The sequence below is a fragment of the Dactylosporangium sp. NPDC000521 genome, from assembly GCF_042898305.1.
Classification (GTDB): domain Bacteria; phylum Actinomycetota; class Actinomycetes; order Mycobacteriales; family Micromonosporaceae; genus Dactylosporangium.
On sequence record NZ_JBIAYW010000001.1, the window covers coordinates 790,345 to 806,315 of the forward strand.

Here is a 15,971-nt window from a genome sequence, read left to right on the forward strand (position 1 = left end):
GCGAACACCAGCGCGGTGCCCGTAACATACCGGCTGGTCGGAATAAACGAGGAGAGATCGTGAAGTTCGGCATCATGAACCTGTTCCCGGTGAACGAAGGCACATCGGACCACCAGGTGCTGCGGGAGACGCTCGACGAGATCCAGCTGGCCGACGAGCTCGGCTTCGACTCGATCTGGCTGGCGGAGCATCACTTCTCCAAGTACGGCATCCTCGGCAGCCCGATCAACTTCGGCATGGCCGTCGCGGAGCGGACCAAGCGCATCACCATCGGCACCGCCGTGCTCGTCCTGCCGCTGCACCACCCGCTGCGCCTCGCCGAGGACATCGCCGCCCTCGACGTGCTCAGCGGCGGCCGGGTGTCGATCGGCGTCGGCCGCGGCTACCAGCCGTCGGAGTTCGCCGGGTTCGGCGTGCCACTGGAGGAGTCGAAGCAGCGCTACCAGGAGACCCTGGAGATCCTGCGGCTCGCCCTGTCACAGGAGAACTTCTCCTACCACGGCGAGATCTTCCACTACGACAACATCACGACCTACCCGCGGCCGTTCACCCCGGGCGGGCCACCGATCCTGCAGGGCACCGTCTCGCCGGACAGCTTCCGCGAGCGCGGCGCCGTCGGCGAGTCGATCATCACCTCGCCCAACTTCACGCCGCTCGGCATCATGCAGAAGAACTTCAGCCTGTACCAGCAGGCCATGCGCGACAATGGCTTCGACATCTCCACCTACGACCTGCCGTTCATGCAGCAGGTCTGGTGCGGCGACGGCGAAGCGGGGCTGCGCCAGGCCGCGCACGCCGCGATGCAGTACTACAAGTCGGTCGGCAAGGTCATCCCGGGCTCGGAGGAGGCGATCGAGAAGGAGCGCTCCTACTACGCGGCCGTCGCCAAGAACATCGAACTGCTGACCCTGGAGCAGACGCTGACCCACGGCGGCAACTTCGGCTCCGCGCAGCAGGTCATCGACACCATCGAGAAGCTCCGCGAGCAGCTCGGGATCAACCACTACATCGGCTGGCTGCGGATCCCGACGCTGGACCGCGCGGCCGCGCTGCGCTCCATGGAGGAGTTCGCCGCCAAGGTGATCCCGCACTTCCGTGCCCAGGCCCAGCACCAGACCCCGTCCCAGGACAAGGCCGCGGCGGTCGTCGGGTGAGGATCAGCTGCTTCCTGAGCGCCCAGTTCGACCCCTCGGTCTCCGCCGCCGAGGGCATCGACGACGTGCTCGCCCAGGCGGCCGCCGCCGAGGCCGCCGGGTTCCACGCCGTCTACCTCGGCCACCACTACCTGGCCAAGTCCGCGTTCGTCCAGCCGGTCCCGCTCGCCGGCTATCTCGCCCGCGCCACCACCCGGGTCCGGATCGGCTTCGGCGTGCTGCTCGCCCCGCTGCTCAACCCGATCGCGCTCGCCGAGGACCTCGCATCGCTGGACGTGCTGTCCCACGGCCGGCTCACCGTCGGCCTCGGCGCCGGCTACCGCAAACGCGAGACCGCCGCCTTCGGTGTCGCGTGGGACGACCGGCTGCGCCGGCTCAGCGACTACGTCCCGCTGCTGCGGGCCCTGTGGAGCGGCGCCACCCTCGACGCGCACGGCAGCTGGGGCGAGGTCCCCGCCGCCTCCCTGGCGCTGCGGCCCGTGCAGCCCGGCGGGCCGCCGCTGTGGATCGGCGCGTTCGCCGAGGCCGCCGTGCGCCGCGCCGCCCGCCTCGACGCCCCGTGGCTGATCGGCCCGAAGGGCGACGACACCGAGCTCGCCCGGCTGCTCGGCGTCTACCGCGACGTCCTCGCCGAACACGGCCACAGCCCCGACCGGGAATACCCGATGAGCCGTGAGGCGTGCGTCGGCGACACCTACGCGTCGGCCGCCGCCGCCGTCCGGCCGCACCTGCAGCGCCAGTACGCCGGCTACAAGTCGTGGGACGACGCCCAGGCCATCGACGTGGACCGGTACCTCGCGGAGGACTGCCTGGTCGGGTCCGCGGACGAGATCGTGGCGAAGCTGCGCCGCTGGGAGACCGAGCTCGGCATCACCGAGGTGTCGCTGCGCCACCAGTTCGTCGGCGCCGGCCAGGACGAGGCCATGGAGCAGCTCGCCCGCTTCGGCGCCGAGGTCATCCCGCGGGTCACCACCCCCGCCGAGGTGACCCCATGAGCAGCCTTGCCCGGATCCTGGAGCACCGTGCCGCCGACCGGCCGCGGGTGCCCGCCCTGCACGGCGACGACGGCCGGTCCTGGACGTTCGAAGAGGTCGACGGGCTCGCCGGGGGCGTCGCCGAAGCCCTGCGCGCCGAAGGCGTCGGCGCGGGCGACCGGGTCGCCTGCTACCTCACCAACGGCCCCGAGATCGTCTTCTTCCTCTTCGGCGCCTGGAAGATAGGCGCCGTCCCGGTCACGATCAGCAGCCTGTACAACGCCGCCGAGGTCGCCGAATCCCTGGCCAAGACCGCTCCACGGCTGCTTCTCGTCGACGACCGGCGTCCGGACGTCGTCGCGGAGCTGCTCGCCGGTGGCCTGGACACCGACGTCCGGGCCACCGGCGCAGCGCTCGCCGGGGTGCCGGAGCTGCCCTGGCGGCAGCAGGTCAGCGTGCCCGCCGTGGACGTCGCCGACGACGCCGAGGCGTGCATCCTGTCCACCGGCGGCACCACCGGCCGGCCGAAGTCCGTCAGCGTCACCCACGGCGGCACCCGCGCCTCCCTGGAACGCCTCGCCCGGGTCTCCACCGGCAGCGACGCCGAAGGTACCGCCGCCGCCGACGCCAAGGCGAACCTGATCGCCCTGCCGTTGTTCCACAGTGGGGGCCAGCACTCGCTGCTCTTCGCGTTCTTCGTCGGCCGGCCCGCGGTGGTCTGGGAGCGCTTCGGCGTCGACCGGCTCGCCGAGCTGATGGACCGCTTCGCGTTCGACAACTTCTTCTTCCTGCCCACCATGGTCTTCGACATCGTGCACTCGGACCGGGACCTGCCCTTCGCCGGGGTCAAGTCCGTCCTGGTGGCCGGGCAGGCGATCTCGTGGCCGGTCCGGCGCGCCTTCGAGGAGCGCTACCACGTGCCGATCCTGGTCAACTACGGCTCGACCGAGGCCGGTCACATCGCCGGCTGGACCGGCCGGGACATGAAGGCCGGCCGGTGGAAGCCCGGCTCCGCCGGCCGGGTCTACCCCGGCGTGGAGCTGGAGATCCGCGACGGGGACGGCACGGCCCTGCCGACCGGCGCCGAGGGTGAGGTGGTCGTGCGGTCCGAGCTGACCAAGGGCTACGTCGACGACGCCGAGGCGTCCCGCGAACTGGTCCAGGACGGCTGGGTGCACACCGGCGACATGGGATACGTCGACGCCGACGGAGTGCTGTTCCTCGTCGGACGCAAGCGGGACATGATCAAGTGTGGCGGGTTCCAGGTGTGGCCCGAGGAGATCGAGGACGAACTGCGGGAGCACCCGCTCGTCCACGACGTGCGGGTGCTCGGCCGGCCCGACGACCGGCTCGGGGAGATCCCGGTGGCGCTCGTCGTGCGCGCCGCCGACGACACCGTCACCGACGGCGAGCTCGCCGACCGGATCGTCGCGTTCGCCCGGGACCGGCTCGCGCACTTCAAGACGCCGCGGCGGATCGAGTTCGTGCCGGTCCTGGAACGCAGCAGCACAGGCAAGATCAGCCGGGCCGGCGGAGAGGGGCACCGATGAAGTTCGGGATCATGGCGTCGCACCAGTACCCGCACGGCGACGACCTCGGCAAGCACCTCAGTGACCTGTTCGGCACCGTCGAACTGGCCGCCGAGCTCGGCTACGACTCGGTCTGGACGATCAACCACTTCCAGTCCAACCTCAACACCCCGCAGCCGATCTCGATGACGGCGAGCCTCATCCCGCGCTCCGGGAACATGCTCATCGGCACCGGCATCCTGCTGCTGCCGATGTTCCACCCGGTGCACATCGCCGAGGAGTTCGCCACCCTCGACCACCTGTCCGGCGGCCGGGTCGTCCTCGGCGTCGGCGCCGGCTACCGCGAGAACGAGTTCGCCGCGTTCGGCATCGACCCCGAGACCCGCTTCCGCCGCCTCGACGAGAGCCTGCGGCTCATCCGGGCGCTGTGGAGCGGGGAGCCGGTCACCACCGACGGCGAGTTCTACCCGCAGACCGGCGCCACCATCGGCGTGCGGCCACTGACCCCGGGCGGGCCGCCGATCTGGATCGGCGCCGGCGGCAAGAAGGCGGTGCGGCGGGCCGCCCGGCTCGGCGACGGCTGGTACGCGCCCGGCAACTCGCCGAGCCGCCGGTTCCTGCCCGAGCACCTCGCCGTCTACAACGACGCCCTCGCCGAGTACGGCCGCGACACGTCCCGGATCTCCCGGCCCGTCGGCGTCGAGCTGTACTGCGCACCGACCACCGAACGGGCCGTCGAGGAGGCGCTGCCACACGCCCGGGTCGAGTACTCCACCTACGCGGAGTACCCGGCGCTGCGCTGGCAGCGCGACCGCTTCGACGAGCTGGTCCGCAACACCCTGCTGCTCGGCTCGCCCGAGTTCCTCATCGAACGCATCAGCGCGCTGCGCGACCTGGGCTTCGACCATCTCATCTTCCGGCCCGGCTGGCTCGGCATGCCCACCGACCAGGTCCGTGCCTCCCTGCGACTGTTCGCCTCCGAAGTGTTCCCCGCCTTCCGTCATTAAGGAATCCGCCGTGAAGAAGACCGAAGCCGAGCTCCTGGAAAACCAGTGGGACGTCGAGAACATGGAGGTCGACCCGGAGGTCCTCGCCAAGTACGTCCGCTACGACGTCGACGAGGCGCGTGCCGTCGCCACCATCACCTTCGACCGTCCGGACCGGCTCAACGCGATCCCGGTCGCGGCGTTCGAACGGGTCGGCGACCTGGTCCGGGAGGCCGAGGCCGACGACCGGGTCAAGGTGATCGTGTTCAAGGGCGAGGGCGAGCACTTCGGCACCGGCGCCGACGCCGCCGAACTCGGCCACTACATCGGCTACAGGTCCGGCACCGACAAGGCCTCGCGGCGCCGCCCGGCGCAGCGGCAGCGCATCCTGCCCGACCGCAACGTGCTCAGCTCCGGCTTCACCCGGCCCATCATCGAGTCGCTGAAGGCCACGATCTGCCAGGTGCAGGGGTACTGCTACGGCGGGCACTTCCAGATCGCGCTGTCGGCCGACATCGTCATCGCCGCCCCCAACGCCCGCTTCACCCACCCGGCGTTCCGCTACCTCGGCCCGGCCCCGCAGGACATGTACCACTGGATCGAGAAGGTCGGCCTGACGACGATGAAGGACGTCATGCTCACCATGCGCGCCATCGGCGCCGAGGAGGGCGAGCGCAAGGGCCTCGTCACGAAGGTCGTGCCGCTGGAGGACCTGCAGCGCTGGACCGACGACTACGCCGACGCGATCGCCGTGATGCCCCTGGACTCGCTGATGATGGGCAAGTCGATGATGCAGGTCGTCATGGAGGCCCGCGGCAAGGGCCTCGGCGCGATGACCGGCTGGGTCGGGCACGGCTGGGCCACCAACGTCAGCTTCGACGAAGGCGACTGGAACTTCCTCAAGGAGCGCCGCGAGAAGGGCATCCGGCAGGCCCTCGAGGACCGGGACCGGATGGTCGCGCCGTACTTCCGGCTCAGCGAGTCCCGTTCGCAAGAGGACCCCGCGTGAAGTTCGGCATCCTGCTGGACCACCAGTACGAGCCCGGCGACGACCTGCACCGCCGGACCGGCGAGATCGTCGAGTACGTCCAGCACGTCCGAGATCTCGGCTACGACTCGGTCTTCGGCATCCACCACTACCTGTCGTCGCTGTCGACGCCGCAGCCGCTGCCGCTGCTGTCCCGCCTGATCGACCACTCCGGGACGATGCAGCTCGGCACCGGCATCCTCATCCTGCCGCTCGGGCACCCCGTGCACTGGGCCGAGGAGATCGCCACCATCGACCAGATGTCCGGCGGCCGGTTCGTCCTCGGCATCGGCTCCGGCTACCGCGATGACGAGTTCGCCTCGTTCGGCATCGAACGCCGCACCCGGGTGTCCCGGATGAACGAGGCGCTCGACGTGATGCGGCAGCTGTGGACCGGCGAGCCCGTCACCCACAAGGGGCAGCACTTCCAGCTCGACGGGGTGCGGTGCAGCGTCCTGCCGGTGCAGCGGCCGCACCCGCCGGTGTGGGTCGGCGCCAACGGCCCGATCGGCATCGCCCGGATCGCGAAACAGGGCCTGCCGTGGCTCGCCCCGTCCAACGTGCGCCGCAACTGGGCCGTCGGCAACCTCGCCGACTACCGTGCGCAGCGTCTCGCTTCGGGATTCTCCGAGGAAGGCGCGGTCTTCCCGATCCACCGGGACCTGTGCGTGGCGGACTCCTTCGATGCCGCCTACGACCTCGCCGGCACGGCCGTGCGCCGCTCCTACGGCGAGTACGTCCAGTACGGCATGGACTACTTCGAGACCCAGTGGGAGGGCATCAAGGAGAAGGCGCTGTTCTTCGGCTCGCCCGACGACATCGCCGCGAAGGTGCGGGACTTCGCCGACGCCGGCTTCAACCACTTCGTGTTCCGGGCCCAGTGGCTCGGCCTGCCGATCGCCCGCTCGATCGAGATCGTCGAACGCTTCGCCCGCGAGGTCATGCCGAGGTTCCGCCCATGAAGATCGGTCACGTCATCGTCCCCGCCGACGCGCTCGACGCGCAGCTGGCCTTCTACACCGCGCTCGGGCTGACGACCCGGTTCCGCGACGGCGACCGGTACGCCGCGATCACCGACGGCACGGTCACCATCGGCCTCGCCGACGCCTCGCAGCAGCCGGTGCCCGGCCGGACCGTGCTGAGCATCCAGGTCGACGACCTCGCCGCGCTCGGCTACTCCGGCGACGAGGTGGTGACCGGCCCGCACGAGCGGCGCGTGCTGGTCACGGACCCGGGCGGCAACCCGGTCGTGCTGTACCAGAAGCTGGCATGACCAGACCGCCGTGGGGCGGGCACCCATGCCTGTGGACCATCGACATCTGAAGTAACGACAGGAGCCAGGGTGGATCTCACCAACACCGCCGCCATCGTCACCGGGGCCGCGTCCGGCCTCGGCGCGGCCACCGCCGCCGCGCTCACCGCGGCGGGAGCGACCGTGCACGGCTTCGACCTGACCGACTTCGACGGGATCCAGGTCGACGTGACGGACCCGGACGCGGTCCGGGAGGCGGTCGCGGTCGCGGCGGCCGGACCCGAACCGCTGCGGGTCGTCGTCAACTGTGCCGGGATCGCCCCGTCGGCCCGGATCCTCGGCCGCGGCGGCGTGCACGACCTCGCCATGTACGCCAAGGTCGTGCAGGTCAACCTGGTGGGCACGTTCAACGTCATGGCGCTCGCCGCCGAGCGGATCGCGGCGACGGCCCCCGACGCGCACGGCCAGCGGGGTGTCATCGTGAACACGGCGTCGGTCGCGGCGTACGAGGGCCAGATCGGACAGGCGGCGTATTCGTCCTCGAAGGGCGGCATCGTCGGTCTCACCCTGCCCGCCGCCCGCGACCTCGCCCAGCACGGCATCCGGGTCATGACGATCGCCCCGGGGATCATGTTCACCCCGATGCTGGAGACCGTGTCGGAGGAGTACCGCGCTGGCCTCGCCGCCGGGGTTCCCTTTCCGGGCCGCCTCGGCACCCCGGCCGAGTACGCCGCGCTCGCGCTGTCGATCGTCGCCAACGACTACCTGAACGGCGAGGTCATCCGCCTGGACGGCGCCCTGCGGATGGCCCCCCGCTGACCCGCCGCGGCGCCGTCCAACCTGCATCCTAGGAAGCCGTACGCGGTGAGCACTCCGTCATAGGGTGACCGCCGTGGACGCCGAGGATCTGGACTACCGCACCCGCACGCAGACCGGCTGCGTCCCGCCTGACGTGGTCACGCGCCTGATCGAGCTCGGCCATTCCGGCGAGGTGGAGCTGCAGGCGGGTCGTGGGGAGTGGTTCTGCGCGCTGGAGCTGGCCCGCAGGCGGCCGGAGCAGGCGGCGGCGCTGCTCGCCCCGTTCGTGGCGACGGGCTGGTGGACAGCGGCGATGGCGATGGCGGAGCTGCTGGAGGGTCAGGGCCGGGTCGGGGAGGCGATCGACCTGGTCCTGCCGTTCGTGGTGGCCGGGGACCGGCACGCGCTGCACTTCCACGCCGGCCTGCTGCTCCGGCGCGGGAGGGCCGGCGAGGCGTTCGCGATGCTCGTCCCGCACGTCGCCGACGGGCTCCTGGCGGCCGTGCTGGTCGAGGCCGCCGCGGCAGCGGGCCGGGACGAGGAGGCCGCGGCGCTGCTGACGGCCCGCATCGAGGCGGGTGCCGTCCGGTGGGAGCACCGTCCGGCGGTGGTCGTCCTGTTGGCCGGAGTCCGGGAGCGGCAGGGCCGGGTGGAGGAGGCGGTCGCGATCCTGTCGGCGCACAACCGCTTCGCGCTCGCGGGGCTGCTGGCACGGCACGACAGGGTCGAGGAGCTGCGGACCCTCGTGGCGACCGACCATGACGGGCAGGATGCGTAGCGGCTGGCGGAGCTGCTGGAGGAGCGCGGTGACGTGGAGGGCGCGATCGCCGTGTACCGCGACGCTCCGGAGATCCGCTGGTTTCACGGTGCGCCGAAACTTGCCAGGCTGCTGGTGCGGCACGGCCGTCCCGAGGAGGCGACGGAGGTGCTGCGGGAGCTGGCTTCCGCGTGCCGGGACGAGTGGACCGTCGACCTGCTGTGCACCCACTACGCGGCCCAGGAGCGCGCCGAGGACGGCCTGGCCTTCCTGGACGCCATCGGCGACGCCTGGTGGGGGTACTTCAGGATCCGGCTGGAGCTGATGGCCGGCTGTGGCCGCCTCGACGAAGCGCTCGAACTGGCCCGGGCACATCCCGCGGGCGACACCGACCAGGCGGCAGGGCACATCGCCCACCTGCTCGCCGATGCCGGCCGTCTCGAGGAGGCGGTCGATCTCCTCGAGCGCCGTGACCCCGGCTGGCACCGGCGAGCGCTGGCCGGCTACCTGCTCGACCTCGGCCGGGTGAAGGATGCCGAGACGGTGCTGCAACGCCGGGTGCTCAGACCGCCCCTGCCGGCTCCGGATGGTCCGGCCGACGAGTGCCCGTTCTGAGCGGCGCCGACAGCACTCCAATCCTAGCGTCCTAGGATGCCTTAGACGACGTGGCTACCGCCACGTCAGAACAAAGACTTGCCGCTGCGCGGCAGACTTCCGTTTTTGCTTGCTCAGGGACCGCTGCTCGGCGCCGTCGACGGGCCGGAGCGTTGGGTGATCGGGGACTGGCAGGCGACGACCGCTTCGAGGTGCCAGCCGAGGGGTTCGTGGGACCGGAACGTGAGCACGGCGACGGTGTGGGCCTTGGCGTCGAAGGCGATGTCGATGCGGTCGGGCTGCTCGTACACCGTGTGGAGGCCGGCGAGGAGGGTCTTGGAGCGGGCGGTGGCCCAGGCGGTCGCGAGCTGTTCGGGGGTGCGGGTTTCGCGGCTGGTGGGGCTGGCGGTCGCGTGGGCGGCGGCGATCTGGGTGCCGGATGCGCATTGGAGGCGGCCGGCGGGGTCGGGTGCGGTGTCGCCGGAGCCGCCGTCGATCGAGTTGATGTACAGGATGACGGCAGCTCCGGCGAGGCTCACCCCGAGCAGGCGCAAGATGTTACGGCGCACTCACCCAGCGTAGGCGACGAGGGGGAGTTGTGCTTCGGCACGCCATTTGGCGATGCCGGAGGCGGGGAGGGTGTCGATGGGGTCGTAGTACGGGTAGGTGCGGTCGAGGTCCATGGAGGAGTCCTCGATGCTGGTGCGGTAGTTCTTGGTCCAGTAGGTGATGCCGCGTTCGCGGTCGTATTCGGTGACCATGTGGACCCAGCGTTTGCCGACGAAGGGGACGTCGCAGACGATGCGGGGGGTGGCGTAGCCGGGGAGGTAGCCCATGATGTCGTGCTGGAGCTGCTGGGCCTGCCAGACGGCGACGCGCCAGTGTTCGGCGTTGGGGATCATGTCGCACATGTAGAAGTAGTAGGGCAGGATGCCGGCTTCGCCTTGGAGGGCGAAGCAGAGGTCGAGCAGGTCGGCGGCGGTGGCGTTGACGCCGCGCATGAGGACGCCCTGGTTGCGGACGTCGCGGACGCCGACCTCGAGGGCGGTGTGGGCGGCGCGGGCGACGAGTGGGGTGAGGGATTGGGCGTGGTTGACGTGGGTGTGGATGGCGAGGTTGACGCCGCGGCGGGCGGCGGTGCGGGCGACGCGTTCGAGGCCTTCGACGACGGTGGGTTGCAGCCAGTGCTGGGGGAGTCCGGCGAGGGCTTTGGTGGCGAGGCGGATGTCGCGGATGGTGTCGATGTTGAGCAGTCGCATGAGGAAGGTTTCGAGCTGGGGCCAGGGGACGTTGGCGACGTCGCCGCCTGAGACGACGACGTCGCGGACGCCGGGTTGGCCTTTCAGGTAGTTGATCATGGCGTCGTAGCGGTCGACGGGCTTCAGCGTCAGCCGGAGTTTGGCGACGGTGGGGGTGTTGTTGCCGACGAGGTCCATGCGGGTGCAGTGGCCGCAGTACTGGGGGCAGGTGGACAGCAGTTCGGCGAGGACTTTGGTTGGGTAGCGGTGGGTGAGGCCTTCGGCGACCCACATGTCGTGTTCGTGGAGGGAGTCGCGGGTGGCGTGGGGGTGTGAGGGGAAGTCGGTGAGCCGGTCGGAGGCGACGGGGAGCATGTAGCGGCGGACGGGGTCGGCGCGCAGTGTCTTGTCGGTGATCTCGCCGGTGGGGACCATGGTGTTGATCATTTGGGGTGGGACGAGCATCGACATGGTGGCGTGGGTGGCCTGGTCGAGGGCGAGGTCGTCGTAGAAGTCGGCGGTGATGAGGTCGCCGTAGACGGTGCGGAGCTGGTTGATGTTCTTGACGCAGTGGGCCCGCTGCCATTGGGCGGATTCCCATTCTTCGCGGGTGACGTCTCGCCAGCCGGGGAGGCGTCGCCAGTCCGGCTCGATGAGCTCGTGGCGTTGATACGCGTACGGCTGCACGACACACCTCCAGAAATCCTGCGTTAGAACTGTCACAGTAGCGAAGATTCTCCGGTTCTTCGAGTCTGGGCGGGAGGATCTTCTGTCTGTCATCCGGCTGGTCGGAAAACCGGACCCGCGGACACGACGGTCGGTCACGCCGGAACCCGCCTACGGTGGCGGTCCGCAACCGAACCGCACCCGAGGTCCTTGATGACGAACCGTTGGTCCATCCGCGCGAAGATCACGGCGATGCTGGCGATCCCGATCGTCATGCTCGTCGCGATCTGGTTGTTCGCGGTGAGTTTCACCCTGCAGCCGGCGCTCGACCTGCGGAACTCGAAGCTGGTCAGTGACAAGGTCACCGAGCCGGCCGAGGCGATGGTCGAGGAGCTGCAGGTCGAGCGGCAGCTGACGACGGTGTACGTCGCCGGTGGCCGGAAGAACAGCGCGGCGCTGCGGGAGCAGCGGGCGAAGACGGACGTGGAGGTCCAGGAGTTCCGTGACCTGAGCTCCGACAAGGACTTCCTGGCGGTGGCGAGCGACGAGACGATGGCGGCGATCGCGACGTCGGTGAAGGCCGTGGACGGCCTGGCGGCGCTGCGGCAGCTCGCGGACGGCTCCGGGCAGTCGAGTCAGGTGCGGCAGGCGTACTCGCAGATCATCACCGGCACGTACGGCATCCCGGAGTCGGTGACGAACCACCAGTCGTCCGAGGTGACGGAGGAGGCGACGGGTGTGTTCGTGCTCGGCCTGTCCCGTGACCTGTTCTCGCAGGAGGACGCGCTGGTCACGGAGGCGGCGGTGAGCGGCGTGTACACGGCGCAGGCGCACACGGAGCTGGTGGCGTTGATCGGTCAGAAGCGGCTGATCCTGCCGTACGGTGTGACGCTGCTGGCGGAGGAGACGCAGCAGCGGTTCGGTGCGATCTCCGGTGGTCAGGCGATGTCGAAGCTGACTTCTCTGGAGAATCAGCTGCTGGGGACGGCGCCGGGGTCGGCGGAGTCGGCGGGGATCGACCTGCAGGCGTGGCGGTCGGCGTTCGATCCGGTGAACGTGGAGCTGAAGAACTTCCGGGCGCAGGTGCAGCGGCACAACGTGCAGGCGGCGCAGGACGCGGCTGACGCGATCTTCTGGCGGCTCGGGATCGCGGGTGTGCTGGGTCTGCTCGCGGTGGTGTTGTCGCTGCTGCTGTCGGTGCGGATCGGCCGGTCGCTGGCCCGGCGTCTGGACGGGCTGCGGGTCGCGGCGCTGGAGCTGGCGGACGAGCGGCTGCCGTCGGTGGTGTCGCGGCTGCGGCGGGGTGTGCAGGTGGACGTGGCGGCGGAGGCGCCGCCGTTGCGGCTGGGCACGGATGAGATCGGTCAGGTGGGTGAGGCGTTCAACTCGGTGCAGCGCACGGCGGTGGCGTCGGCGGTGGAGGAGTCGTCGGTGCGTCAGGGCATGAACGAGGTGTTCCTGAACATCGCCCGCAGGTCGCAGACGCTGCTGCACCGGCAGTTGTCGCTGCTGGACGGGATGGAGCGGCGTACGTCGGAGCCGGATGACCTGGCGGACCTGTTCCGGGTGGATCATCTGGCGACGCGGATGCGGCGGCATGCGGAGGACCTGGTGATCCTGGCGGGTGCGGCGCCCGGCCGGGGTTGGCGGAATCCGGTGTCGGTGATCGACGTGGTGCGTGGTGCGGTGTCGGAGGTCGAGGACTACGCGCGGGTGCAGGTGCAGCAGATCGGTGAGGGTGCGGTGGTCGGCCGGGCGGTCGGTGACATCATCCATCTGCTCGCTGAGCTGATCGAGAACGCGACGGCGTACTCGCCGCCGCACACGCGGGTGAACGTGACGGGTCAGCTGGTCCCGAACGGTTTCGTGATCGAGATCGAGGACCGTGGGCTGGGGATGTCGGTGGAGGCGATCGCGGAGGCGAACCGGCGTCTGGTGGAGCCGCCGGAGTTCGACCCGGCGAACAGTGCCCGGCTCGGGTTGTTCGTGGTGGCGCAGCTGGCGGCGCGGCACGGGGTGCGGGTGGTGCTGCGGTCCTCGCCGTTCGGTGGGGTGACGGCGGTGGCGTTGCTGCCGACGGATCTGGTGGTGGCGCAGCCGTCGAAGGGGGCGTCGCCGTTGCCGGCGGGTGCGCCGGCGGATCTGTCGAGCACGCATGAGATGCGGGTTGTGGCGCGGGAGCCGTTCTCGTGGCTGCCGCAGGACGGTGCCGGTGAGGTCGCGGAGCACACGCAGGTGCTGCCGGCGTCGTCGATCGGGCAGCGGCCGGCGCTGTCGGTGGTGCACAACGAGCAGGTGGCTGCGGGTGGTGTACCGGGTGGGCGGCGGTCTGGTCCGGGGCCGCTGCCGCGGCAGCGGTCGGCTGGGCGGGACGGTGCGCATTCGACGGTGTCTGGTTCGCGGTCGTCGGCCGGTGCGTCCGGCGGTGCTGGTACCTCCGGTGGTGACGCTGCGGGTGCTGCGGCGGGTGATGGTGCGCCGGTGGGTCCGCGGGGGTTGCCGAAGCGGGTGCGGCAGCAGAGCTTGGCGCCGCAGTTGCAGCAGGATTCGGCGGCCGGTGGTGTCGACGAGGTGGAGGTGCCGCAGGTGGGCCGGTCGCCGGAGCAGTTGCGGCGGATGATGTCGTCGTTCCAGGCGGGGACGGCGCGGGGCCGGCACGCGAGCGCCGGTGATGGTGACAGCGATGACCAGAGCAGCACGGGTCGTGACGGGGTGGCGGGATGACGGCGGCGCAGGGCGGCAACAGCGGACTGAACTGGCTTCTTGACGACCTGGTGGATCGGGTGCCGTCGGTGCAGCGGTCGGTGGTGCTGTCGGTGGACGGGTTGATGATGGGTGCGTCGAAGGGCCTGTCGCAGGAGGACGCGGAGCATCTGTCGGCGGTCGCGGCGGGGTTTCAGAGCCTGGCGCGGGGTGCGGGGCGGCATTTCGGTGGTGGCCCGGTCCGGCAGACGATCATCGAGATGGAGTCGGCGTTCCTGTTCGTGACGGCGGCGGGTCGGGGTGCGTGCCTGGCGGTCCTCGCGGAGGCGGACGCGGACATCGGTCTGATCGCGTACGAGATGGCGATGCTGGTGCAGCGGGTGGGGCAGAACCTGTCGACGTCGGTGCGTCCGGCGGCCGGCGGATGACGACGTCGCCGGGCCGGCATGCGGCCGGCCAGCCGGACCGCGGCGACCCCGGACGTGATTCTGGTCGTGACTCTGGTCGGGAGGTGCCAGGTGGTGCCGAGCAGCTGTGGGTCGAGCAGCAGTGGGCGGAGCAGCAGCGCGCCGACCAGTACCGGGCGACCTGGAGCGCACAGAGCGCACAGAGCGCGCAGGGTGTGCAGGGTGCGGACGGTGGCGGGTCGGGGGAGCACATGTGGCCGGAGCCGCGGCGTGGTGACCTGTCGGCGGAGCCGTGGACGGATCACACGTGGGTGGACCGGGATGCGGGTCCGGTGGTCCGTCCGTATGCGATGACGGGTGGCCGGGTGACGCCGGTGTCGGGGTCGTTCGACGTGGTCGCGATGGTGGTGGCGAACCGTGCGGCGCTCGCCGACGCCGGGTACGGGCTGCAGCCGGAGCACCGGGCGATCCTCGCGTATGCGCGGGATCCGCTCGCGGTGGCGGAGCTGGCGTCGCACCTGGACCTGGCGTTGGGTGTGGTGCGGGTGCTGCTGGGTGACCTGCTGGGTCAGGGCCTGATCGAGATGTACGACCCTCCGGCGGCGGGCGAGCTGCCGAGCGAGAGCATCCTCAAGGCGGTGATCAATGGACTCCGGGCGCTCTAGCCGGCCGGTCCCGACGGCGATCAAGATTCTGGTCGCGGGTGGGTTCGGGGCTGGGAAGACGACCCTGGTGGGTGCGGTGAGCGAGATCCGGCCGTTGCAGACGGAGGAGTCGCTGACGGCGGCCGGGGTCGGCACGGATGACCTGACCGGGGTGGAACGCAAGTCGACGACGACGGTCGCGATGGACTTCGGGCGGATCACGATCGGGCAGGATGTGGTGCTGTACCTGTTCGGTACGCCCGGGCAGGACCGGTTCTGGTTCCTGTGGGACGAGCTGGCGCTGGGTGCGTTGGGTGCGGTGGTGCTCGCGGACACGCGCCGGTTGGCGGACTGCTTCCCGTCGATCGACTACTTCGAGCGGCGGGGAACGCCGTTCGTGGTGGCGGTGAACTGTTTCGAGGACGCGTCGTCGTACACGGAGGCGGAGGTGCGGGAGGCGCTCGATCTGGACGGGCATGTGCCGTTGCTGTTGTGTGACGCGCGGGACCGGGAGTCGAGCAAGGCGGTCCTGATCGGTCTGGTCGAGCATGTCTTGGCCATGTCCACCACCCGATCACGGTAGTTCTTCCCGCGCTGCGGCTGGTGCGCCGGAAAATCTTCGGCTAACTTGTGGCAGTGCGGGAAATGACTTCGCCTATCGGGTTGCACCGGGTCCTGGCACCGGCCGGGGTGCTGCCGCAGGCCGCTGACCGTCTCGACCCGGACCCGGTCATCGGCGCCGACGAGGTCCGCATCCGCGTCGAACGGCTCAACCTCGACGCCGCCTCGTTTCACCAGCTGCGCTCCGAGCACGGCGGCGACGGCGGCAAGGTCCGCGCCGCTGTCCTCGACATCGTCCGCAGCCGCGGCAAGATGCACAACCCGGTCACCGGCTCCGGCGGCATGCTCATCGGCACCGTCGAAGCCGCCGGCCCCGCCTCACCGCTCGGGCTGCGTGAGGGTGACCGGGTCGCGACGCTCGTGTCGCTGACCCTGACGCCGCTGCACATCGCCGACGACCTCGCCCGCTGGGACGGCCTGTCGGAGCAGGTCCCCTGCGACGGCCACGCCATCCTGTTCGCGCGCTCGATCGCCGCCGTCCTGCCGGCCGACCTGGACCCGCAGCTGTCCCTCGCGGTCCTCGACGTGTGCGGCGCCCCCGCCCTCGTCGCCCGCGTCGTCACCCAGGCCCTGCACGCCCGCGCCACGTCCCCCACCGGGTCCGTCACCGCGTCCCCCACC

The 15,971-nt window shown here is 70.6% G+C and carries 16 protein-coding genes and 1 pseudogene; 15 read left to right on the plus strand and 2 right to left on the minus strand.

The genetic code is table 11. The features are described from left to right. Positions 1 to 59 precede the first annotated feature (59 nt). The 10 genes from ACFY3L_RS03725 (at position 60) to ACFY3L_RS03770 (ending at position 9,092) form a co-directional block, all read left to right on the plus strand. Positions 60 to 1,154 carry an LLM class flavin-dependent oxidoreductase gene (locus tag ACFY3L_RS03725; protein ID WP_389318383.1) on the plus strand — a complete coding sequence of 365 codons (1,095 nt, stop codon included), beginning with the start codon at positions 60 to 62 and terminating at the stop codon, positions 1,152 to 1,154. After that, positions 1,151 to 2,149, plus strand: a complete 999-nt coding sequence (locus ACFY3L_RS03730) for an LLM class flavin-dependent oxidoreductase (protein ID WP_389318385.1) — start codon at positions 1,151 to 1,153, stop codon at positions 2,147 to 2,149. The genes ACFY3L_RS03725 and ACFY3L_RS03730 overlap by 4 nt, the downstream gene beginning before the upstream one ends. Continuing rightward, positions 2,146 to 3,678, plus strand: a complete 1,533-nt coding sequence (locus ACFY3L_RS03735) for a class I adenylate-forming enzyme family protein (protein WP_389318387.1) — start codon at positions 2,146 to 2,148, stop codon at positions 3,676 to 3,678. Before ACFY3L_RS03730 ends, ACFY3L_RS03735 begins: the two co-directional genes overlap by 4 nt. After that, a complete protein-coding gene (locus ACFY3L_RS03740; RefSeq protein ID WP_389318389.1) occupies positions 3,675 to 4,664 on the plus strand; it encodes an LLM class flavin-dependent oxidoreductase in 990 nt (329 codons plus the stop codon). Before ACFY3L_RS03735 ends, ACFY3L_RS03740 begins: the two co-directional genes overlap by 4 nt. Before the next feature lie 10 nt (positions 4,665 to 4,674). After that, positions 4,675 to 5,652, plus strand: a complete 978-nt coding sequence (locus ACFY3L_RS03745) for an enoyl-CoA hydratase/isomerase family protein (protein WP_389318391.1) — start codon at positions 4,675 to 4,677, stop codon at positions 5,650 to 5,652. Next, positions 5,649 to 6,632 (plus strand): LLM class flavin-dependent oxidoreductase, encoded by a 984-nt coding sequence (locus ACFY3L_RS03750; RefSeq protein ID WP_389318393.1) that lies wholly within the window; start codon positions 5,649 to 5,651, stop codon positions 6,630 to 6,632. The genes ACFY3L_RS03745 and ACFY3L_RS03750 overlap by 4 nt, the downstream gene beginning before the upstream one ends. Further along, entirely contained in the window at positions 6,629 to 6,943 is a 315-nt protein-coding gene (locus tag ACFY3L_RS03755) for a VOC family protein (protein ID WP_389318395.1), read from the plus strand. Before ACFY3L_RS03750 ends, ACFY3L_RS03755 begins: the two co-directional genes overlap by 4 nt. A gap of 69 nt (positions 6,944 to 7,012) precedes the next feature. Further along, positions 7,013 to 7,741 carry an SDR family NAD(P)-dependent oxidoreductase gene (locus tag ACFY3L_RS03760; RefSeq protein WP_389318397.1) on the plus strand — a complete coding sequence of 243 codons (729 nt, stop codon included), beginning with the start codon at positions 7,013 to 7,015 and terminating at the stop codon, positions 7,739 to 7,741. A 73-nt stretch (positions 7,742 to 7,814) separates the two neighbouring features. Further along, a complete protein-coding gene (locus ACFY3L_RS03765) occupies positions 7,815 to 8,498 on the plus strand; it encodes a hypothetical protein (RefSeq protein ID WP_389318399.1) in 684 nt (227 codons plus the stop codon). A 33-nt stretch (positions 8,499 to 8,531) separates the two neighbouring features. After that, the gene (locus ACFY3L_RS03770; protein WP_389318401.1) at positions 8,532 to 9,092 is read left to right on the plus strand and encodes a hypothetical protein; all 561 of its coding nucleotides are present in this window, start codon (positions 8,532 to 8,534) and stop codon (positions 9,090 to 9,092) included. A gap of 113 nt (positions 9,093 to 9,205) precedes the next feature. On the opposite strand, the gene ACFY3L_RS03775 is transcribed toward ACFY3L_RS03770, so the two are convergent. Continuing rightward, positions 9,206 to 9,640, minus strand: a complete 435-nt coding sequence (locus ACFY3L_RS03775) for a hypothetical protein (RefSeq protein ID WP_389318403.1) — start codon at positions 9,638 to 9,640, stop codon at positions 9,206 to 9,208. Then, positions 9,641 to 11,044, minus strand: coding sequence for a KamA family radical SAM protein (locus tag ACFY3L_RS03780; protein WP_389319137.1), 1,404 nt, complete (start codon positions 11,042 to 11,044; stop codon positions 9,641 to 9,643). A 144-nt stretch (positions 11,045 to 11,188) separates the two neighbouring features. On the opposite strand from ACFY3L_RS03780, the gene ACFY3L_RS03785 reads away from it, so the two are divergent. The 5 genes and pseudogenes from ACFY3L_RS03785 to ACFY3L_RS03805 form a co-directional block, all read left to right on the plus strand. Continuing rightward, on the plus strand, positions 11,189 to 13,699 hold the full coding sequence (locus ACFY3L_RS03785; protein WP_389318405.1) for a nitrate- and nitrite sensing domain-containing protein: 2,511 nt from the start codon (positions 11,189 to 11,191) through the stop codon (positions 13,697 to 13,699). Then, positions 13,696 to 14,106 (plus strand): roadblock/LC7 domain-containing protein, encoded by a 411-nt coding sequence (locus tag ACFY3L_RS03790; protein ID WP_389318407.1) that lies wholly within the window; start codon positions 13,696 to 13,698, stop codon positions 14,104 to 14,106. Before ACFY3L_RS03785 ends, ACFY3L_RS03790 begins: the two co-directional genes overlap by 4 nt. Before the next feature lie 257 nt (positions 14,107 to 14,363). After that, positions 14,364 to 14,750 (plus strand): DUF742 domain-containing protein, encoded by a 387-nt coding sequence (locus ACFY3L_RS03795; RefSeq protein WP_389319139.1) that lies wholly within the window; start codon positions 14,364 to 14,366, stop codon positions 14,748 to 14,750. Then, positions 14,731 to 15,312, plus strand: a complete 582-nt coding sequence (locus tag ACFY3L_RS03800) for an ATP/GTP-binding protein (RefSeq protein ID WP_389318409.1) — start codon at positions 14,731 to 14,733, stop codon at positions 15,310 to 15,312. Before ACFY3L_RS03795 ends, ACFY3L_RS03800 begins: the two co-directional genes overlap by 20 nt. Positions 15,313 to 15,374: 62 nt before the next feature. Further along, positions 15,375 to 15,915, plus strand: a pseudogene (locus ACFY3L_RS03805) (zinc-binding alcohol dehydrogenase); the annotation flags it as partial. Positions 15,916 to 15,971 lie beyond the last annotated feature (56 nt).

What these genes read in the sequence shown, in the direction of transcription:
- ACFY3L_RS03735 (WP_389318387.1), top strand. Translation starts at nt 2,146, where the DNA reads ATGAGCAGCCTTGCCCGGATCCTGGAGCACCGTGCCGCCGACCGGCCG.
- ACFY3L_RS03740 (WP_389318389.1), top strand. Translation starts at nt 3,675, where the DNA reads ATGAAGTTCGGGATCATGGCGTCGCACCAGTACCCGCACGGCGACGAC.
- ACFY3L_RS03755 (WP_389318395.1), top strand. Translation starts at nt 6,629, where the DNA reads ATGAAGATCGGTCACGTCATCGTCCCCGCCGACGCGCTCGACGCGCAG.
- ACFY3L_RS03785 (WP_389318405.1), top strand. Translation starts at nt 11,189, where the DNA reads ATGACGAACCGTTGGTCCATCCGCGCGAAGATCACGGCGATGCTGGCG.
- ACFY3L_RS03790 (WP_389318407.1), top strand. Translation starts at nt 13,696, where the DNA reads ATGACGGCGGCGCAGGGCGGCAACAGCGGACTGAACTGGCTTCTTGAC.
- ACFY3L_RS03800 (WP_389318409.1), top strand. Translation starts at nt 14,731, where the DNA reads ATGGACTCCGGGCGCTCTAGCCGGCCGGTCCCGACGGCGATCAAGATT.